Source organism: Streptomyces sp. NPDC045431 (assembly GCF_040646655.1).
In the GTDB taxonomy this organism is placed as follows: domain Bacteria; phylum Actinomycetota; class Actinomycetes; order Streptomycetales; family Streptomycetaceae; genus Streptomyces.
Genome location: NZ_JBEZAQ010000003.1, coordinates 425,522 through 444,817, shown reverse-complemented (window position 1 = coordinate 444,817; position 19,296 = coordinate 425,522). Strand labels below are relative to the sequence as shown.

Here is a 19,296-nt window from a genome sequence, read left to right as displayed (position 1 = left end):
CCCACCCTGCCCGGCCGCGCGACCGCGCCCGGGCACGGCAGAAGGAGACATGCGTGAGACGCCACCGCACCGCCACGGGCATCCTGCTGACCGTCGGAGCCCTCCTCACCGGCGCCCTGTCCGCCACCGCCGCCACCGCGGCCGCCCCGGCCGGACCGGCGCCCGCCCCGCAGGCCGAGAACGCCCCGTCCGCCCGGACCGTCACCACCGCCGAGCAGCAGGGCGCCCGGGCCTTCTGGACCGCCGAGCGCATGCGCGCGGCCACCCCGCTGGACCTGGAGCTCACCCCGCGGGCGCTGAAGAAACTCACGGCGCCGCGGCCGGGCAAGGAGACCACCACCGTCGCGCCCACGGCGTTCCCGCAGCCCGGCGGCGCGTGGACCGGTGGCGGGGCGGTCGTGAAGACGTCCGGGCGGGTGTTCTTCACCTTCCAGGGCCGTACCGCCTCCTGCTCCGGCAACGCCGTGACCAGCCAGAACGCCTCCACCGTCATCACGGCCGGCCACTGCGTGAAGTACCAGGGCAGCTGGCACACCAACTGGGTCTTCGTCCCCGCCTACGACAACGGCCAGGCGCCCTACGGCCAGTGGACCGCCACCAAGACGCTGACCACCCCGCAGTGGGAGGCGAGCGAGGACATCAACCACGACATCGGCGCGGCCGTCGTGGCCCCGCTGAACGGCCAGAAGCTCACCGCCGTCACCGGCGCGCAGGGGATCCAGTTCAACGGCGGCTACAACAAGCCGATGTACGCCTTCGGCTTCCCGGCCGCGTCCCCGTACGACGGTTCCAAACTGATCCACTGCAGCGGGAACTCCTCCAAGGACTTCCTCTTCTCGCAGGACCACAGCCTGGCCTGCAACATGACCGGCGGCTCCAGCGGCGGTCCCTGGTTCACCGGCTTCAGCGAGTCGACCGGCACGGGGCTGCAGGTCTCGGTGAACAGCTTCGGCTACACCTTCCTGCCGAACCGGATGTTCGGCCCGTACTTCGGCGACGTGGCGAAGGCGCTGTACGACAAGGCGCAGGTGTCCTGAGTCCCTGAGGGTCCGGCGGGGGGCCGCCCCGCCGGACCCAGGGCCTGTCTTCCGGGTCTTGCCGGGCCGCGGGGTCTGGCACCGCGCCCTGATCCGGCCTGATCCGGCCTGATCCGGCCTGATCCGGAAGACAGGCCCTACGGCCGCAGCGCCGCGTCCACCAGCGCGCGGATCTCGGCACGCAGCCCACCGGCGCCGGCCTGGCCGGTGAGCCGCTCGAAGACCAGCCCGTCGACGCACGCCAGCAGCGTGACGGTCCGCCCGTCCGGGTCCGCGGCCCCGTGCGCGGCGAGCACGGCCCGTACGGCGTCGCGCGCGGCGTTCTCGCGCGGTACGAGGACCTCCCGCAGCTCCGGCTGGTGGACGCTCTCCACCGCGCACGCGTACCGGGCCAGCGTCCGCCGCCGCCCCTCACCGGTCAGGCGCGCCTCACTGAACCGCGCCAGGGCGTCGGCGAGTTCGTCGGGGCCCGCTCCGGGCGGGAGCGGCGCCCGCCCGGCCGCCTCCCTCAGCTCCGTCTGGTCGAGTTCGACCAGTCGTACGGCAAGGGCGGTCAGCAGCGCCTTGCGGGTGCGCAGGTACGCCGACGTCGTACCGGTCGGCAGCCCGGCGGCGGCGTCGACGGCGCGGTGCGTGAGGGCGCGCATGCCGCCGTCCGCGAGGACGGAGAGGGCGGCGTCGGCGAGGACGGTACGGCGATCCCGGGTCATGGCCCCTTTCTACACCCGTAGTAGCCTTCTTCTACATCTGTAGAAAGTGCGAGGGGGAACGATGCGGCCTGGACGAGCAGTGGTGATCGGCGGCGGAATCGGCGGGCTGGCGGCGACCCTCGGACTCGTGCGCACCGGTTGGCGGGTCACCGTCGTCGAGCGCGCCCCGGACGCCCTCGCCGACGCGGGCGCGGGGATCTCCCTCGCCGCCAACGGCATCCACGCCCTGGACGTGCTCGGCGCCGGGCCCGCCGTCCGCGCCGCCGCGCGCCGCCAGCTCACCGGCGCCACCCGCACCCCGGGCGGCCGGGTGCTCGCGCGGATGGACGGCCACACCCTCGAACGCGCCCTGGGCGCACCGATCCTCGGGATCCCGCGCGCCACCCTGCACCGGCTGCTGCGCGCCCCGCTGCCGCCCGGCGCGCTGGTCACCGGCGCCGAGGTGACGGCCGTCGACGACGACCCGGAGGCGCCGCACGCGCGCGTGCGCACGGCCGACGGGCGGACGTACGACGCCGACCTCGTCGTCGCGGCGGACGGCGTCAACAGCCGCGTCCGGGCGCGGCTGCTGCCCGGCGCGCCGGGTCCGGCGTACAGCGGCTCCACGGTGCTGCGGGCCATCACGGAGCACCCGGTGGACGTGGGCGGCGCCGACTTCCAGCTGACCTGGGGGCGGGGCGCCGAGTTCGGACACATCCTCTTCGCCGACGGGCGCGTGGAGTGGCACGCGGTGCTCAACGCCCCGGCGGGCGTGCGCCCGCGCGACCCGCTCGACGCCGTGCGCCGCCGGTTCGCCGGCTGGCACGACCCGATCCCCGCGCTGCTGGCGTCGACCGCGCCGGGCGCGGTGCTGCACCACGACATCAACGAGCTGGTCACGCCCCTGTCCACGTACGCCGTCGGGCGCGTCGCGCTCCTCGGCGACGCCGCGCACGCCATGACGCCGCACCTCGGCCAGGGCGCCTGCCAGGCGCTGGAGGACGCCGTGACCCTGGCCGCCGCGGCCGCCGAGGCGCCCGACGTCCGTACGGCGCTGGCCCGTTACGACGCCGAGCGGCGACCGCGCAGCCAGGCGGTCGCGCTGGCGGCCCGCCGTGCGGGGCGGATGGGGCAGCGGCTCGCGCACCCGGCGGCCGTCGTCCTGCGCAACGCGGCGATGCGGCTCACCCCTTCCGGGGTGGCGATTCGGACGATCCTCCGTCATGCGTCCTGGACACCCCCGGAGCTTCGGCCAGAGTTGGCCAACTCGTAGGGGTGCGGGGGTCGAAACGTTCATCCTGCGCATGGACACCGCCGTGTCCCGCCGCAGACTGAACGACGAACGACACCTCCGTGAACCAGGAGTACGCCCATGGCCCCTCACCGCACCGCGGACCTCGTCTTCACCGGTGGCCCCGTCCACACCGTGGACCCCGTGCGCCCCCGGGCGAGCGCGGTGGCCGTCCGCGGCCGGCGCATCGTCGCCGTCGGCGGCTCCGAGGTCCACGGGCTGATCGGCCCGCGCACCGAAGTCGTGGACCTGCGCGGCCGGCTGCTGATACCCGGCTTCCAGGACGCACACGTCCACCCGGTGGGCGCCGGCGTGGAGATGGGCCGCTGCGACCTGAGCGGGGCCACGACGGCGGAGGCGTACCGCCGCCGCATCCGGGAGTACGCGGACGCGCACCCGGAGGCGGAGTGGATCACCGGGGGCGGCTGGTCGATGGAGGCGTTCCCCGGCGGTACGCCCGACCGCCGGTTCCTGGACGAGCTGGTCCCCGACCGGCCGGCCTACCTCGTCAACCGCGACCACCACGGCGGCTGGGCCAACTCCCGTGCCCTGGAGCTCGCCGGGATCACCGCCGACACCCCCGACCCGGCCGACGGGCGCATCGAGCGGGACGCCGACGGGCACCCCACCGGCATGCTGCAGGAGGGCGCGATGGCCCTCATCGCCGACCTCGCACCGGCGCCGACGCTGGACGAGCTCACCGCGGGGCTGCTGCGCGCGCAGGAGCTGCTGCACTCGCTGGGCGTCACCGCCTGGCAGGACGCGCTGCTCGGCGACCACGCGGGCATGGCCGACCCCGCCCCCGCGTACGCGGCCGCCGCGCGCTCCGGGAGGCTCACCGCGCGGGTCGTCGGCGCGCTGTGGTGGGACCGTGCGCGCGGCCTGGAGCAGCTGCCGGAACTGGTCGCCCGGCGCGAGGAGTTGACGCACGGCAACCTCCGCGCCACCACCGTGAAGATCATGCAGGACGGCATCGCCGAGAACCACACGGCCGCGCTGCTCGGCCCCTACCTGACCTCGTGCGGCTGCGCCTCCGACAACTCCGGCATCTCCTTCATCGACCCGAAGGCGCTCGCCGAGTACGTCACCGCCCTGGACGCCCACGGCTTCCAGACGCACTTCCACGCGCTGGGCGACCGCGCGGTGCGCGAGGCGCTCGACGCCGTGGAGGCCGCCCGCGAGGCGAGCGGCGGCGCCACCGACACCCGGCCGCACCTGGCGCACCTCCAGGTGGTGCACCCCGAGGACGTACCGCGCTTCGCGCGGCTGGGCGCGACCGCGACCATCCAGGCACTGTGGGCGGCGCACGAGCCGCAGATGGACGAGCTGACGATCCCGTTCCTCGGTCCGGAGCGGGCCGCCCGGCAGTACCCCTTCGGCGACCTGCTGCGCGCCGGGACGCGGCTCGCGGCGGGCAGCGACTGGCCGGTCAGCAGCCCGGACCCGCTCGCCGCGCTGCACGTCGCGGTCAACCGCGTCCTGCCGGAGGACGGCCCGGACGCGCCGGTCTTCCTGCCGGAGCAGCGCATCGGCCTGGACGACGCCCTCACCGCGTACACCGCGGGCAGCGCGTACGTGAACCACCTCGACGACACCGGCGTCATCCGCGCCGGAAACCTCGCCGACCTGGTGGTCCTGGACCGCGACCCGTTCGCCGCACCGCCGGAGCGGATCGCCGAGACGCGGGTGCTCCAGACGTTCGTCGGCGGGGCACGCGTCTACGCGTACAACTGATCCAGGAACGCGGCGAGCTTGCCCCGGGTCCGCTCGATCTGCTCCTCCACCGTGAGGCGCTCGTCGAAGCGCGCACCGGACTCGGGGCGCTTCTTGCCGCGTACGTAGAGGGAGCAGTCCAGGTCGGTGCACACGTACAGGCCGACCGAGTTGCCCTCGCGCCCGGCCGCCCCGGCCTTGCGCGCCGTCATCAGCGTGACGCCGCTGAGCGGGTGGGTGGTCAGACAGATCGAGCACAGACTGCGCCGCAACCCGGCGGCCTGCCGCGAGGCGAGACGCAGCGCGACCCCGACCACCTGCTCGCCGCGTTCGGCGACCAGGTAGGCGCGGTCGGGGGCGGACAGATCACGCCAGCCGAGAAAGTCCAGGTCGTCCCACGGCCGCTCGGCCAGGTCCCGCGGGAGGGGGAGGCGGGCGGCCTCGCCCTTCGAGCAATTGACGAACGAGGCACGGATGGTGCGCTCAGTGACTGCCTTCATGGTCAAGGACCGTAGCCAGCCTAGGACCACTAGGCAAAGGATTAATGCCCCTAGGGTCCAAGGGAGGCGGCACCGCAGGCCGCCGCGGCACAGTCGACCCGCCCGATTCAGGAGTAGGTCGCCGAAGCGACGTACGGAGGAGGCCGTGACATCCCCGCAGCGCTCGGCCCAGACGAAGGCGACCGGCACCGGTCCGCCCAGGACGACTCACCGGCGCACTGGGTACTTCGCTGCGGTACAACAGCTCGAAGCCCCCGCCCGGTTTCCCCGGCGGGGGCTTCGATGTTGCGTGGACCTGAGGGGATTTGAACCCCTGACCCCCTCGATGCGAACGAGGTGCGCTACCAGTCTGCGCCACAGGCCCTTGCGACGTGTGAAACATTAGCATCCCGATCGGGCTGCTTGGAAATCCGTTCCCCGTCGGCGGCGCCGAGGGAGACCCGCGTCACTCGTTGGCCGCGCGCGGGCGGTCCTCGTCCGCGTACTGGTCGAAGAGCGGCGTGCGGCCGTGGTCGCGCGTGCGGCGCGGTGGGGGCGGCGTCGCGCTCGGGTTCGGGTTCTGGCGGGTGGGCGGGGGCGGGGTCGGCTCCGCCACGGAGGAGCGGGCGGCGCTCCAGGTCTCCGGGTCCGTGACGTCGACGCCGCCCGTGGCCCGGGGGGCCACCGGGGCGGTGACGTAGGTGGGGAGCGGGACGGGGACCGGGTCCCAGCTGTCGCCGCGCGCCGGGCCCCGGTCGCGCTGCTGGTCCACCCACTCCGCGTGGTCCGTCTGCTCCACCAGCGCGCGGCGGCCCGCCTCCTGCGGGGAGACCGCGGGCGCCGGCTCCGGCTGCGGGCCGGCCGACTGCGGATCGGCGGGCTCCTGCTCCGGGGCGGGCCGGGGGCGGCGGCGGCTTTCGCGCAGGCGCTGCGCGGCGGCCTCGGCGCGGCGCCGGTCCATGACGTACACGAAGCGGCGCCGCTCCTGGGCGCGCAGGTGCACGATGTACGCGCTGAGCAGGACCGCCGGAATGCCCGGGGCCCACAGGAACGCGAGGCCGCCGACGGCCGCGACGATCGCGCCGAAGGTGAACGCCAGGAACAGGACCACCGTGGTGCGGCGGCGCCGGGCGAGGACCCGGGAGCGGCGGGCGCGTTCGGCGGCGGCGCCGGCCGCGCGCGGACGGCCCGCCGGGCGGGGCCTGGCGGGCGGGGCGTCGGGGACCTCCAGGCGCGCCTCCGTCAGAGCCGGGGGCGCGGCGAAGGCCCGGACGTCGACGGAGCTCAGATGCTCCGTCTCGGCGTCCGGGTCGGCCTCGGGCCCCACCTGTCCGGCGGTGCGCCGGTCCAGCTCCTTGGCGTACCGGCGCTCCATCCCCGCCCGTCCGGACAGGAGCCGGATGGCGGTGCTGAAGCGTTCCGTCGGACGGGCCTCGTTCAGCTCGTCCTGCCGTCGGAGCCACATCGGCACCAAGTAGGCGGCCCAGGCCCCGACGATGACTGCGTAAATGAGGCCGCTGCTGCTCACATCCCACACCGTAGAGGGGTTCGCAGCAGGCCATCGGCCAATTGGGCCGGTGTGTCGCACGATCTGGCTGATATCACTGAATTTTTTTGTGATTGATCGGACCGGATCTGGTCGCCTCACGCTTTAATTCGAACAAATATTTTATTATCGCGGTGTTCCCGGCCGGACCCGGTGCCACCGGCGCAGCAGCCCCTCCGGGACCTCCTCGGCCGTGAGGGCGAAGACGAGGTGGTCACGCCAGTCACCGTCGATGTGGAGGTAGCGAGGGCGCAGGCCCTCCTCGCGGAATCCCAATTTCTCGACGACCCGGCGGCTGGGCGTGTTCTCGGGGCGAATACAGACTTCGATCCGGTGCAGTCCCACCGAGCGGAAGCAGTGGTCCACGGCGAGCGCCACGGCGGTCGGCATGACGCCGCGCCCGGCGACCTCGCGGTCCACCCAGTACCCCACGTGCCCCGAGCACATCGAGCCCCAGGTGATGCCGGCGACCGTCAGCTGGCCCACGAGCCGCCCTTCGTACTCGATCACGAAGGGCAGCATCCGGCCCGCGTTCGCCTCCGCGCGCAGATGGCGGACCATCTGGCGGTACGTGGGGCGCTCCACCAGCGGGCCGCCGGGGGCGGGCGGCGGGATGGTCGCCTCCCAGGGGCGCAGCCAGTCGCGGTTGCGCCGGTTGACCTCACGCCAGGCCCGCTGGTCGCGCAGCTTTATCGGGCGCAGGGCGACCCGTCCGTCCACCAGGGTCACGGGCCAGGCGGGGTTCATGACGGTCTGGGGTGGTCGCCGCCACGCAGCTGGTCGACCGCGTGGACCAGGATCCGGCCGAGGACGGCCAGGCCGTCGCGCACGCCGCCGGTGGAGCCCGGCAGGTTCACGATCAGGGTGCCGGCGGCGACCCCGGCGAGCCCACGGGAGAGGGCGGCCGTCGGGACCTTGTCGCGGCCGTACGCGCGGATCGCCTCCGGGATGCCGGGGATCTCGTGGTCGAGGACCCGACGGGTGACGTCGGGGGTGCGGTCGGTGGGCGAGATGCCGGTGCCGCCGGTGGTGACGATGGCGTCGTACCCGGCGGTGACCCCCTCGCGCAGGGCCGCCTCCACGGGGTCGCCGTCGGGGACGACCACCGGGCCGTCGACGGCGAAGCCCAGCGCGGTGAGGCCCTCGACGATGAGGGGGCCGCCCTTGTCCTCGTACACCCCGGCGGACGCCCGGTTGGAGGCGGTGACGACCAGGGCGCGGTACGCCCGGTCCCCGCCCTCCGGCTCGGGCTGCGGCCGGTGGACGTCCGGTGCGTCGTGCGCGCCGTGGACGTGGCCGGCCCGCGGGGTCACTGGGCCGCTCCGTCCGCCTCGTCGGCGCGCCGGTAGTCGCCGGACTTGCCGCCCGTCTTCTCCTCCACCCGTACGTCGGTGATGACGGCCGCCTTGTCGACGGCCTTCACCATGTCGATCACGGTCAGCGCGGCCACCGACACGGCGGTCAGCGCCTCCATCTCGACGCCCGTGCGGTCGGTGGTCTTCACGGTCGCCGCGATCTCCACCGCGTCGTCCGCGACCGTCAGGTCGACCTTGACGCCGGAGACGGCCAGGGGGTGGCAGAGCGGGATCAGGTCGGGCGTGCGCTTGGCGCCCATGATGCCCGCGATCCGGGCGGTGGCCAGCGCGTCGCCCTTGGGGACGCCCTCGCCGCGCAGCAGCTCGATCACGCGGGGGGAGACCAGGACCCGGCCGGTGGCACGGGCGGTGCGGGCGGTCACGTCCTTCCCGGAGACGTCGACCATGCGGGCCGCTCCGGCCTCGTCGATGTGCGTCAGGCTGCCTTGCGTACTCACTGCTGAACTCCGCCTCGCGTGTTCCGGCGCCGATTGCCCCGCCACGGCCCATTGTCGCGCCGGCGGGGGCCGGGGGTGGTCCCCCGGGAAGGCACAGCGGCAGACACCGTACCGCCACACCCGTCCCGTCAGCCGATGAGGACCACTTCCAGCTCGGCGCCCGGCTCCACGGTGGTGGTGTCCTCCGGGACGACGAGCAGCGCGTCCGCGTGCGCGAGGGCGCCGATCAGATGCGAGCCGGCGCCGCCCACCGGGGTGACGGTGCCCGCTTCGGCGTCGTACCGGCCGCGGAGGAACTGGCGCTTGCCGGACGGCGACGACAGGGGCTTGTCGGCGGCGAGGGCGGCCCGCACGCGCGGGCGCTGGACGTCCGGGCGGTCCTTGAGCCCCATGAGGGCGCGGATGGCGGGGCGGACGAACAGCTCGAAGGAGACGTACGAGGAGACCGGGTTCCCCGGCAGGGCGAGCAGCGGGGTGTGCTCGGGTCCGATGGAGCCGAAGCCCTGGGGCTTGCCCGGCTGCATGGCGAGCTTGCGGAAGTCGATGCCGCTGCCCGGCTCGTCCTGGTCGCCGACCGAGGACAGGGCCTCCTTGACGACGTCGTACGCGCCGACGCTGACACCGCCGGTGGTGACGAGCATGTCGGCACGGATCAGCTGGTCCTCGATGGTGGCGCGGAGGGTGTCGGCGTCGTCGGTGACGGCGCCGACCCGGTACGCGATGGCTCCGGCGTCGCGCGCGGCGGCGGCCAGCGCGAAGCTGTTGGAGTCGTAGATCCGGCCGGGGCCGAGCTCCTCGCCCGGCTGGACCAGCTCGCTGCCGGTGGAGAGGACGACCACGCGCGGGCGGGGACGCACCCGCACGGTGCCGCGGCCGATGGCGGCGAGCAGGCCGATCTGCGGCGGCCCGAGGACCGTGCCCTCCTCCAGGGCGAGGTCGCCCGCCTGGACGTCGCTGCCCCGCGCGCGCACGTGGGCGCGGGCCTCGACCGGGCGGTGGACACGGACCTCGCCGCTCGCGCCCTCGGGGGCGGCGCTCGCGGCGCGCATGGTGGTGGCGGGCGCGCCGCCGGTGCCGCCGTCGGTCCACTCGACCGGGACGACGGCCTCGGCGCCGGGCGGCAGCGGCGCGCCGGTCATGATGCGGGCGGCCTGGCCGGGGCCGACGGTGGGCAGTCCCCCGCTGCCCGCCGCGACGTCACCGATGACGGTGAGGACGGCCGGGAACTCCTCGCTGGCGCCGGTGACGTCCGCGACCCGTACCGCGTAGCCGTCCATGGAGCTGTTGTCGAAGGGCGGCAGGGCGACGGGCACCATGACGTCCTCGACCAGGACACAGCCCTGGGCGTCGGGCAGCGGCAGCTCGATGGGGTCGAGCGGGCGGATGGCGCCGAGGATGTCCTCCAGGTGGTCGTCCACCGACCAGGTCGTGCTGCTCAATCCCTACATCTCCTCGGTGACGTAACGCTGAAGCCAGGAACGGAAGTCCGGTCCCAGATCTTCACGTTCGCACGCGAGTCTGACAATCGCCCGGAGATAGTCGCCCCGGTCACCGGTGTCATAGCGGCGGCCCTTGAAGACCACGCCGTGGACCGGGCCGCCGACCTCCTCGTCGGCGACGAGCTTCTGGAGGGCGTCGGTGAGCTGGATCTCGCCGCCGCGGCCCGGCTCGGTCTCGCGGAGTATCCCGAAGACCGCGGGGTCCAGGACGTAGCGGCCGATGATGGCGTAGTTGCTGGGCGCCTCGGCGGGGTCGGGCTTCTCGACGAGGTTGGTCACGCGGACGACGTCGGAGTCGCCGGTCGGCGCGACGGCGGCGCAGCCGTACAGGTGGATCTGGGAGGGCTCGACCTCCATGAGGGCGATGACGCTGCCGCCCTCGCGCTCCTGGACCTCGATCATGCGCTGGAGCAGGGGGTCGCGCGGGTCGATGAGGTCGTCGCCGAGAAGGACGGCGAAGGGCTGGTCGCCGACGTGCGGGGCGGCGCACAGGACGGCGTGGCCGAGGCCGCGCGGGTCGCCCTGGCGGACGTAGTGCATGGTGGCGAGGTCGTTGGACTCCCGGACCTTGCCGAGGCGCTCCTGGTCGCCCTTCTTGACGAGGGCTTCCTCCAGCTCGTAGTTGCGGTCGAAGTGGTCCTCGAGGGGACGCTTGTTGCGGCCGGTGATCATCAGGACGTCGCAGAGGCCGGCGCCCACGGCCTCCTCGACGACGTACTGGATGGCGGGCTTGTCGACCACAGGGAGCATCTCTTTGGGAGTGGCTTTCGTGGCCGGCAGGAACCGGGTGCCAAGGCCTGCGGCCGGGATGACAGCCTTGCTGATCCTGTGGTGCGACTGAGTCATGCGGAGCACCCTATCGGGTTGGTATGGGCGGATGATTAGCGTCCGGTTAACTTCCCTCCCATATAGGCGTATACGAGGGGTTTGAGAGTTCATGATGACCGGCAGCATGTCCGAAAAGACCGCTCTGCGGCGCCAACTGCTCGACGCGCGGACCCTTCTGACCAGTGAGGACGTCGAAAAAGCGGCCTTGGTTCTCGCGGAGCTGGCCCTCAAACTGCCCGAGCTGCGACGGGCACGGACGGTCGCCGCATATGTGTCGGTGGGGAGCGAACCGGGCACGCGCGCGCTCCTCGACGCGCTGCGCGCCCGGGGCGTACGCGTCCTGCTGCCGGTGCTCCTGCCCGACAACGACCTCGACTGGGCCCTCTACGAGGGCCCTGAGCGGCTCGTACGGGCCCGGCGGGGGCTCCTGGAGCCGTCGGGGCCCCCGCTGGGCGTGGACGCCGTCCTGGAGGCCGACACGGTCCTGCTGCCCGGCCTCGCGGTGGACTCGCGCGGCATGCGCCTGGGGCGGGGCGGCGGTTCGTACGACCGGGTCCTGGCCCGCTTCGTGCGGGCCGGCGCGGATCCGTACCTGGTGGTGCTGCTCTACGCGAACGAGGTGGTCGAGCGGGTCCCGGAGGAACCGCACGACCACCCCGTGCACGCGGTGGTGACGCCGGACGTCACGCTCCGGTTCAGGCCCTTCCGGGGCCTGATGGCGTGAGCGCGCCCGGCGCCGCCGTCACGGCGTGAGCGCCCCCGCCGCCGTCACGGCGTGAGCGCCCCCCGGCGGCGCCGTCACGGCTTGAGCACCAGCCGGTCGACCGTCCCGGCGTCCACTGCCCGGTCGGTGTAGGCCCAGTCGAGCAGCTCGCCCTTCGCCCACAGCTCCGTCTGGTCGGTGTAGTGCGAGCTGTACGCGTGCCCGGAGGCGCCGGACAGGTTGATCCAGCGGGACTTGTCCCAGTCGCCGACGTTCACCACCATCCGCATGGACGGGACCCAGACGACCTCGTAGCCGCCCGCGGCGTTCCAGCCGGTGGCGTTGACCGCGCCCTCGCCGCCGGACAGGTTCCAGGGGCCGCGGTTCAGCATGAACTGCAGGAAGCCCGGGCCCTCGGTGCCGAGGGTCTTGTTCTTCAGGGTCAGCTGGTGCAGCCGGCCCCAGCTCCAGCTGCCGACGTCCTTGCCGAGCTTGGCCGTCAGCTCCCAGCGGGCGTCGACCATGGCGCGCTTGAGCAGCTGGTCACGGGTGGCGGTGCCCTCGTCGATGCGGTTGGCCGGCGACTGCCACCACGCGTTCTTCTCGTCCTTCAGGAGCGGGCGCACCACCTCGTACCACCGGTCGCCGCCGTCGGGCTGGGCCGCGTCGGCGGCGCGCTGGCCGCACTCGCGCACGAGCTTGTTCTGCTCGTCGATGGGGCCGGTGGAGTCGGCCGGGCGCACGTTGAGGCACTCGCCCTTGACCCGCAGCTCCTTGGGGAGCTTGTCGCCGAAGGCGAGCTTCAGGACGTTGCGCCAGACCGCGTTGAAGTAGGCGGCCGCGCCGGAGTCGGCGTCCTGGGTGTAGTCCCAGCCCTCCAGGAGCTTCTGGGCCTCACGGACGTACGGGTCGTCGATGTCGATCTTCAGCAGGTAGGGCGTCAGCATCTCGGCGATCTCGCTGCTGTTGTCCATCTGCATGGTGCGCATGTCGTCGGTCGAGATCTTGCCGCCGTCCTTGATCTTCGACTCGATGAGGTCGTTGATCCGCTGGCTGCGCGAGCCGTAGCTCCAGTCCTGGGTGAGCATGTACGGGTACTTCTCCGCGTCGATCACGGCCTGGTTGGCGGTCACGATGTAGCCGCGCTCCGGGTTCTCCTCGTACGGGAGCTCCTCGAAGGGGACCGACTCCTTCTTCCACTGGTACTTCGGGTCCCAGCCGGGCGCCGGCATGGTGCCGTCGTGGCCCTCGGCGCGGACGGGGATCCTGCCGGGCGCCTGGTAGCCGATGTGGCCCTCGGCGCCCTTGGCGTCGGCGTAGATGAGGTTCTGCGCCGGCACCTCGAAGTCGCGGGCGGCCTCGCGGAACTCCTTGAAGTCCTTGGCGCGGTTCAGCTCGAAGACGGCGTCCATGGACTTGCCCGGGTCCAGGGCGGTCCACCGGAGGGAGACCGCGTAACCGTCGCCGCGGTCCGGGGCCGAGGCGGTCACGGGGGCCTTCTCGCCGACCTTCTCCAGCTCGTTGCTGCGGTCGGAGACCAGGGGGCCGTTGTTGGTGGACCGGACGGTGATGGTCCGGCTGCCGCCGCCCGCGATCTTGATCGTCTCCTCGCGGGTGGTGAAGGGCACTTCCTTGCCGCCGTACTGGTAGCCCCGGTCGGAGACCTTCTGGAGGTAGAGGTCGCTGACGTCGGCGCCCAGGTTGGTGAAGCCCCACGCGATGTCCTGGTTGTGACCGATTATCACACCGGGCATACCGGAGAAGGTGTACCCGGCGACGTTGTACCGGCACTTGTCGGACACGGCACGACAGTGCAGGCCCATCTGGTACCAGACGGACGGCAGCTGGGGCGCCAGGTGCGGGTCGTTGGCCAGGAGCGGCTTACCGGTGGTCGTGTACTTGCCGGAGACGACCCAGGAGTTCGACCCGATGCCGCTGCCGTTGGGGCCCAGCAGCGCCGGGATCTCGTCCAGGGACGTCGACAGCGAGGACAGCTGCGCCTGGAAGCCCTCAGCGGCCCCCTGCGGGGTGCCCGCGCCTCCGTCGGCACCCGAGGCCCCGGAGGCGCCGGCGGAAGCCCCGGAGGCCCCTTCGGAGCCCGTCGCGCCGCCGTTGCCCGTGCCCGTGTCCGCGCCGGTGTCCGTGCCCGTGTCGGACGGCTTGGCGGACGGGTCGAACTCGCCCTTGGCGTCGTCCACCGCGCCCTTGTCCACGATCGGCCGGTGCAGGTTGTACGGGTACGCCGGGTACAGGTCCTTGATCTGCTGCTCGCTGAGCCGGCTGGTCATCAGCGAACGGTCGATCTCCTGCTTCATGTTGCCGCGCAGGTCCCACGCCATCGCCTTGAGCCAGGCCACCGAGTCGACCGGCGTCCAGGGCTCGATGGCGTAGTCGTTGCCGAAGGCGAGGGCGGCGTACTCGACGGAGACGTCACGGCCCTCCTTGCCCTTCAGGTAGGCGTTGACGCCGTCCGCGTACGCCTGGAGGTACTTCTTGGTCTCCGGCGACAGCTTGGTGCGGTACTCCTCCTCGGCCACCCGGTGCCAGCCGAGCGTGCGCAGGAAGGCGTCCGTGTCGACCTGGCCCTTGCCGAACATCTCGGAGAGCCGGCCGGACGTCATGTGGCGGCGTACGTCCATCTCCCAGAACCGGTCCTGCGCATGGACGTACCCCTGCGCGCGGAACAAGTCCTCGTCGGTGGAGGCGTAGAGCTGCGGAACGCCGTACCCGTCGCGCTTGACGTCGACGGGGGCGCTCAGGCCCGGGAGGTCGATGGTGCCGGTGGTCTGCGGGAAGGGGGCACGCACCGTGCTGACGGTCCAGTAGGCCCCGTAACCGACGCCCGCGACCAGCGCCAGCACCAGAGCGAACACGAGCAGGCGGGCGCGTCGCCCCTTCTTCTTGGTGGAAGCGGCGGTGGTGTTGGCGGGCATCGCTGTCCTTCGAGGCGCAGGCTGGTCCTGGTGTGCTTTGGAGCAACCATAGGCGCAGCGCTCACCGGGCCCGGACGCGGTGTCAGTACCAGGCCCCCTCGGGGGCCCTCACCGACCCTCACCAGGCCCTCCGCGAGAGTGCGCCGCCGGAGGAGAGGGCGTCAAGGAAGCGTTAAAGATTAGGTAAGGTAACGAAGTAACCCGCGGCCGGCACGGCAAAACGGTCCGGCACGTACGTGAGGGGAAGGATCGGCCACTGACTGTCCACCAGCTCAACGAACTCCTGCTCGTCTGCTCGCTCGTCCTGCTCATCGCCGTGGCGGCGGTGCGCATCTCGTCCCGCAGCGGGCTGCCCAGCCTGCTCCTGTACCTGGGGATCGGCGTCGCCATCGGACAGGACGGCATCGGCAACGTCCACTTCGACAACGCCGGACTGACCCAGGTCATCGGGTACGCGGCCCTCGTGGTGATCCTGGCCGAGGGCGGCCTGGGCACGAAGTGGCGGGAGATCCGGCCCGCGCTGCCGGCGGCGGCCGTCCTGTCGACCGCCGGCGTCGCGGTGAGCGTGGGCGTCACGGCCGCGGGTGCCCACTACCTGGTCGGCCTGGACTGGCGGCAGGCGCTGATCATCGGCGCGGTCGTCTCCTCGACCGACGCCGCGGCCGTCTTCTCCGTCCTGCGCAAGGTGCCCCTCCCTTCGCGCGTGACCGGTGTCCTGGAGGCGGAGTCCGGCTTCAACGACGCCCCCGTCGTCATCCTGGTGGTGTCCTTCTCCACGGCCGGGCCGGTCGACAACTGGTACGTCCTGGTCGGCGAGATCGCGCTGGAGCTGGCCATCGGCGCGGCCATCGGCCTGACGGTGGCCTTCCTCGGTTCGTTCGGGCTGCGGCACGTGGCCCTGCCCGCCTCCGGTCTGTACCCGATCGCCGTGATGGCGATCGCGGTGGTGGCGTACGCGGCCGGCGCCATGGCCCACGGCAGTGGCTTCCTCGCCGTCTACCTGGCCTCGGTGGTGCTGGGCAACGCGAAGCTGCCGCACGCGCCCGCGAACCGCGGGTTCGCGGAGGGCCTGGGCTGGATCGCCCAGATCGGCATGTTCGTCCTGCTGGGGCTGCTGGTGACCCCGCACGAGCTGATCGACGACTTCTGGCCGGCGGTCATCGTCGGACTGGTGCTGACCTTGGTGGCGCGGCCGCTGTCGGTCGTGCTCAGCCTGGTGCCGTTCCGCCTGCCCTGGCAGGAGCGGGCCCTGCTCTCCTGGGCGGGCCTGCGCGGCGCCGTGCCCATCATCCTGGCGACCATCCCCATGGTGGCCGGGATCGAGGGCAGCGAGAAGATCTTCAACATCGTCTTCGTCCTGGTCGTGGTCTACACGCTGGTCCAGGGCCCGACGCTGCCGTGGCTCGCCAAGGCCCTGCGGCTGCGCGACTCCGGCGAGGCGGCCGACCTGGGCATCGAGTCCGCGCCCCTGGAGCGGCTGCGCGGGCACCTGCTGTCGCTGTCCATCCCCGAGGCGTCCAGGATGCACGGCGTGGAGGTCGCGGAGCTGCGCCTGCCGCCGGGGGCCGCCGTCACTCTCGTCGTACGGGAGGGCAAGAGCTTCGTGCCGTCGCCGGCGACCGTGCTGCGGCGCGGGGACGAGCTGCTGGTGGTGGCGACGGACCCGGTACGGGACGCGGCGGAGCGGCGGCTGCGGGCGGTCGGGCAGGGCGGCAAACTGGCCGGATGGCTGGGTACGGGGTGATGCGCTCGTGAGCCGACGGTGGTCCGGCGGGGTCCGGCCAAGTACGGCCGCTTGATCACAGGTGAACAGAAGATGAAGTCGGCAATTTCACAGGCGCCACCCTGCACTCCCCCTGTATCATGAAGGCACACTGATCGACCGAACCAGATCGACCAACTCTGCCTGACGCAGAGCTGGCGCGACCGTATGGCGGCCGTGAAGCCCCTGAAGCAGCCTGAGGCTGCGGGCACCGGTATCTACCGCAGTTCCGCGCAAGAGGACAGCTCTCGGCGGCTCCCGACATCCCGGGGAGCGCCACCAGGCGGCAGAAAGGCACGGGCCGTGGCATCCACGGTCAACACCACTGACGCTGTCAAGCGTCCCGGCTACGGACAGCTCCTGCGCATCCCCGGCGCCTGGACGTTCCTGCTCCCCGGCTTCGCCGCGCGGCAGCCCTTCGCGATGCTGACCATCGGCATCGTCCTGCTGGTCCAGCACACCACCGGTTCGTACGGCAGCGCGGGTGCCGTCGCCGCCGTCACCGGTGTCTCCATGGCGCTGTTCGCGCCGCAGAGCGGCAAGCTCGCCGACCGCTTCGGACAGCGCGCCGTCCTGGTCCCCGGCGTCCTCGTCCACACCGCGTCCGTCTCCGCGCTGACGGCGCTGGCCCTCGCGGGCGCGCCCCTGTGGGCCCTGTTCGCCGCGGCCGTGCCGACCGGCGCCTCCGTACCGCAGGTCGGCCCCATGGTGCGGGCCCGCTGGGCGGCACGCCTGGAGGGATCGCCCCTGATGTCGACGGCGGCGGCCTTCGAGTCCGTCACCGACGAGTTCACGTTCGTCGTGGGCCCGGTCCTCGCGACCGCGCTGTGCACCGGCGTCCACCCCGCCGCCGGCCTGATCGCCGAGGCGACGCTGACGCTCGCCGGCGGCCTCCTCTTCGCCGCCCAGCGGCGTACCCAGCCGGCGTACGGCCTGGCGGCCGGCCTCTCCGGCGCCCAGGCGCGCGGGGAGCGCGTCTCGGCCCTGTCCATTCCGGGCGTACGGGTCCTGGCGATCGCGTTCCTCGGGATCGGCTCGGTCTTCGGCGGCATGCAGGTCTCGCTGACCGCGTTCACGGAGGAGATCGGGAACCCCGGCGTCAACGGCGTGCTGTACGGCCTCTTCGCCGCGGGCAACATGCTGGCCGGGCTCGCGGTCGGCGCGATCGCCTGGAAGACCGGGCCCCGCCGCCGGCTGATCCTCGGGTACGCGGCGCTGACCGTGACCGCCTCCCTGCTGTGGACGGCGCACTCGGTGGTGCTGCTGGGCGCCCTCGGCCTGATCGTGGGCCTGTGCATCGCGCCCGCGCTGATCACCGGCTACACGCTGGTCGAGTCGCTGGTGCCGGCCTCGGCCCGTACCGAGGCGTTCACCTGGCTGACCGGCGCCGTGGCGCTGGGCCAGGCGGCCGCCGTGACGGTGGCCGGACGGCTCGCGGACGGATACGGCGCGAGCACCGGTTTCCTGGTCCCGCTGGCCGGTACGGCGCTGGCGCTGGCCACCCTGGTGGCGCTCCGGTCGCGGCTCGCGCCGCGCACCGTGGGACGCACCGTGGCACGTGGCGTCGGTCACCGAGTGCCGGTGACGGTGGACTGATCCCGCGGAATGCGTCACTATTGACTCTCGTTAGCACTCAATGAGTGAGAGTGCCAGGAGGAAGACACAGTGCCGACCTACCAGTACCAGTGCACCGAGTGCGGCGAGGGCCTCGAGGCGGTGCAGAAGTTCACCGATGACGCGCTGACCGAGTGCCCCGGCTGCCAGGGACGCCTGAAGAAGGTGTTCTCGGCCGTTGGCATCGTCTTCAAGGGCTCCGGCTTCTACCGCAACGACAGCCGTGGCGCGTCGTCGAGCAGCTCGCCCGCGTCTTCTTCGACGTCTTCGGCGAAGGGCTCGTCCTCGGACGCGAAGCCGGCCGCGTCGAGCGCCTCGACCTCGTCGAGCACGTCGAGCGGGAGCACCAGCTCCGCCGCCTGACCTTCCTCCTTCACGCGCCTTCCGGGGACCCCGCCGCTTCGTACGGCGGGGTCCCCGGCGTTTCCGCCCCCGACTAGGGTGACCCGCATGGCGAATGTGAACGCAGAGATCCACGCAGAGATCGGCGTGATCGGTGGCTCGGGCTTCTACTCCTTCCTGGAGGACGTCACCGAGGTCGAGGTCACCACTCCCTACGGGAGCCCGAGCGACTCGCTGTTCTTCGGCGAACTGGCCGGGCGACGTGTCGTGTTCCTGCCACGGCACGGCCGCGGCCACCACCTGCCGCCCCACCGCATCAACTACCGCGCCAACCTGTGGGCTCTGCGGTCCGTCGGCGTACGCCAGGTGCTGGGCCCGTGCGCGGTGGGCGGGCTGCGTCCGGAGTACGGGCCGGGGACCCTGCTCGTACCGGACCAGCTGGTGGACCGTACGAAGACGCGGGCGCAGACGTACTTCGACGGGGAGCCGCTGCCGGACGGCAGCGTGCCGAACGTCGTGCACACCACCTTCGCCGACCCGTACTGCCCCGAGGGGCGCAAGGTGGCGCTGGCCGCGGCGGACGGCCGAGGCTGGCAGGCGGTGGACGGCGGAACCATGGTCGTCATAGAAGGCCCCCGCTTCTCGACCCGGGCCGAGTCGCGGATGCACGCGGCGATGGGCTGGTCGGTGGTGGGGATGACGGGGCACCCGGAGGCGGTGCTCGCCCGCGAGCTGGCGCTCTGCTACACGTCGATGGCGCTGGTCACGGACCTGGACGCGGGCGCCGAGACGGGCGAGGGCGTCTCGCACACCGAGGTGCTGCGGGTGTTCGGCGAGAACGTCGGGCGGCTGCGGGAGGTGCTCTTCGACGCGGTGGCGGCGCTGCCGGAGACGGAGAGCCGGTCGTGTCTGTGCACCCGGGCGCACGACGGGTGGGACCTCGGCATCGAGCTGCCGTAAGCCCTCGTCATCCCCTCGGGGGGCGGCGTTTTCCACAAGCCCGTGGTCGTCCACAGGCTCCAGCGGGATCGGTGAGGACGCGGGATC

Annotated in this window: 16 protein-coding genes, 1 tRNA gene and 1 pseudogene; 8 read left to right on the top strand and 10 right to left on the bottom strand. The window is 72.7% G+C overall.

Features of this window, described 5'->3' with window-relative positions:
- Positions 1-53 precede the first annotated feature (53 nt).
- Complete coding sequence (locus AB0A69_RS10615) at positions 54-1,037, top strand: peptidase (RefSeq protein WP_361418089.1); 984 nt, start codon at positions 54-56, stop codon at positions 1,035-1,037.
- A gap of 137 nt (positions 1,038-1,174) precedes the next feature.
- Here AB0A69_RS10615 and AB0A69_RS10610 read toward each other — a convergent pair whose 3' ends face one another.
- A complete protein-coding gene (locus tag AB0A69_RS10610) occupies positions 1,175-1,747 on the bottom strand; it encodes a TetR family transcriptional regulator C-terminal domain-containing protein (RefSeq protein ID WP_361418086.1) in 573 nt (190 codons plus the stop codon).
- Positions 1,748-1,808: 61 nt separating this feature from the next.
- Between AB0A69_RS10610 and AB0A69_RS10605 the strand changes: the two genes are divergently transcribed.
- A complete protein-coding gene (locus tag AB0A69_RS10605) occupies positions 1,809-2,999 on the top strand; it encodes an FAD-dependent monooxygenase (protein WP_361418083.1) in 1,191 nt (396 codons plus the stop codon).
- 99 nt (positions 3,000-3,098) lie between these two features.
- Positions 3,099-4,751: an amidohydrolase gene (locus AB0A69_RS10600; RefSeq protein WP_361418080.1), complete on the top strand. Its 1,653-nt coding sequence runs from the start codon at positions 3,099-3,101 to the stop codon at positions 4,749-4,751.
- On the opposite strand, the gene AB0A69_RS10595 is transcribed toward AB0A69_RS10600, so the two are convergent.
- The 8 genes and pseudogenes from AB0A69_RS10595 to galU form a co-directional block, all read right to left on the bottom strand.
- Positions 4,736-5,230, bottom strand: coding sequence for an FBP domain-containing protein (locus AB0A69_RS10595; protein ID WP_361418077.1), 495 nt, complete (start codon positions 5,228-5,230; stop codon positions 4,736-4,738). The genes AB0A69_RS10600 and AB0A69_RS10595 overlap by 16 nt on opposite strands.
- Before the next feature lie 290 nt (positions 5,231-5,520).
- A tRNA-Ala gene (locus tag AB0A69_RS10590) sits at positions 5,521-5,594 on the bottom strand.
- A gap of 81 nt (positions 5,595-5,675) precedes the next feature.
- Positions 5,676-6,737, bottom strand: a complete 1,062-nt coding sequence (glpR, locus tag AB0A69_RS10585; RefSeq protein WP_361418074.1) for a gephyrin-like molybdotransferase receptor GlpR — start codon at positions 6,735-6,737, stop codon at positions 5,676-5,678.
- Between the two features lie 144 nt (positions 6,738-6,881).
- Positions 6,882-7,484 carry a GNAT family protein gene (locus AB0A69_RS10580; protein ID WP_361418456.1) on the bottom strand — a complete coding sequence of 201 codons (603 nt, stop codon included), beginning with the start codon at positions 7,482-7,484 and terminating at the stop codon, positions 6,882-6,884.
- A 14-nt stretch (positions 7,485-7,498) separates the two neighbouring features.
- A complete protein-coding gene (locus AB0A69_RS10575) occupies positions 7,499-7,969 on the bottom strand; it encodes a MogA/MoaB family molybdenum cofactor biosynthesis protein (RefSeq protein ID WP_361418453.1) in 471 nt (156 codons plus the stop codon).
- A gap of 95 nt (positions 7,970-8,064) precedes the next feature.
- Positions 8,065-8,663 (bottom strand): annotated as a pseudogene (gene moaC / locus AB0A69_RS10570) (cyclic pyranopterin monophosphate synthase MoaC).
- Between the two features lie 33 nt (positions 8,664-8,696).
- Positions 8,697-10,007 carry a gephyrin-like molybdotransferase Glp gene (gene glp, locus AB0A69_RS10565; RefSeq protein ID WP_361418071.1) on the bottom strand — a complete coding sequence of 437 codons (1,311 nt, stop codon included), beginning with the start codon at positions 10,005-10,007 and terminating at the stop codon, positions 8,697-8,699.
- 3 nt (positions 10,008-10,010) lie between these two features.
- Positions 10,011-10,913 (bottom strand): UTP--glucose-1-phosphate uridylyltransferase GalU, encoded by a 903-nt coding sequence (gene galU, locus AB0A69_RS10560; protein ID WP_361418068.1) that lies wholly within the window; start codon positions 10,911-10,913, stop codon positions 10,011-10,013.
- Between the two features lie 94 nt (positions 10,914-11,007).
- Between galU and AB0A69_RS10555 the strand changes: the two genes are divergently transcribed.
- Positions 11,008-11,619 carry a 5-formyltetrahydrofolate cyclo-ligase gene (locus AB0A69_RS10555; protein ID WP_361418450.1) on the top strand — a complete coding sequence of 204 codons (612 nt, stop codon included), beginning with the start codon at positions 11,008-11,010 and terminating at the stop codon, positions 11,617-11,619.
- Positions 11,620-11,693: 74 nt separating this feature from the next.
- Here AB0A69_RS10555 and AB0A69_RS10550 read toward each other — a convergent pair whose 3' ends face one another.
- Positions 11,694-14,531 (bottom strand): penicillin acylase family protein, encoded by a 2,838-nt coding sequence (locus tag AB0A69_RS10550; protein ID WP_361418065.1) that lies wholly within the window; start codon positions 14,529-14,531, stop codon positions 11,694-11,696.
- 256 nt (positions 14,532-14,787) lie between these two features.
- Between AB0A69_RS10550 and AB0A69_RS10545 the strand changes: the two genes are divergently transcribed.
- From AB0A69_RS10545 to AB0A69_RS10530, 4 genes are all read left to right on the top strand, one after another.
- Positions 14,788-16,275: a potassium/proton antiporter gene (locus AB0A69_RS10545; protein ID WP_361418447.1), complete on the top strand. Its 1,488-nt coding sequence runs from the start codon at positions 14,788-14,790 to the stop codon at positions 16,273-16,275.
- Between the two features lie 321 nt (positions 16,276-16,596).
- Positions 16,597-17,889 carry an MFS transporter gene (locus tag AB0A69_RS10540; protein WP_361418062.1) on the top strand — a complete coding sequence of 431 codons (1,293 nt, stop codon included), beginning with the start codon at positions 16,597-16,599 and terminating at the stop codon, positions 17,887-17,889.
- 69 nt (positions 17,890-17,958) lie between these two features.
- Complete coding sequence (locus tag AB0A69_RS10535) at positions 17,959-18,270, top strand: FmdB family zinc ribbon protein (protein ID WP_361418059.1); 312 nt, start codon at positions 17,959-17,961, stop codon at positions 18,268-18,270.
- An 87-nt stretch (positions 18,271-18,357) separates the two neighbouring features.
- Positions 18,358-19,209: an S-methyl-5'-thioadenosine phosphorylase gene (locus tag AB0A69_RS10530; RefSeq protein ID WP_361418056.1), complete on the top strand. Its 852-nt coding sequence runs from the start codon at positions 18,358-18,360 to the stop codon at positions 19,207-19,209.
- The last annotated feature ends 87 nt before the right edge of the window (positions 19,210-19,296 follow it).

What these genes read in the sequence shown, in the direction of transcription:
- AB0A69_RS10610 (WP_361418086.1), bottom strand. Translation starts at nt 1,747, where the DNA reads ATGACCCGGGATCGCCGTACCGTCCTCGCCGACGCCGCCCTCTCCGTC.
- AB0A69_RS10605 (WP_361418083.1), top strand. Translation starts at nt 1,809, where the DNA reads ATGCGGCCTGGACGAGCAGTGGTGATCGGCGGCGGAATCGGCGGGCTG.
- AB0A69_RS10600 (WP_361418080.1), top strand. Translation starts at nt 3,099, where the DNA reads ATGGCCCCTCACCGCACCGCGGACCTCGTCTTCACCGGTGGCCCCGTC.
- AB0A69_RS10595 (WP_361418077.1), bottom strand. Translation starts at nt 5,230, where the DNA reads ATGAAGGCAGTCACTGAGCGCACCATCCGTGCCTCGTTCGTCAATTGC.
- galU (WP_361418068.1), bottom strand. Translation starts at nt 10,913, where the DNA reads ATGACTCAGTCGCACCACAGGATCAGCAAGGCTGTCATCCCGGCCGCA.
- AB0A69_RS10555 (WP_361418450.1), top strand. Translation starts at nt 11,008, where the DNA reads ATGACCGGCAGCATGTCCGAAAAGACCGCTCTGCGGCGCCAACTGCTC.
- AB0A69_RS10550 (WP_361418065.1), bottom strand. Translation starts at nt 14,531, where the DNA reads ATGCCCGCCAACACCACCGCCGCTTCCACCAAGAAGAAGGGGCGACGC.
- AB0A69_RS10530 (WP_361418056.1), top strand. Translation starts at nt 18,358, where the DNA reads ATGGCGAATGTGAACGCAGAGATCCACGCAGAGATCGGCGTGATCGGT.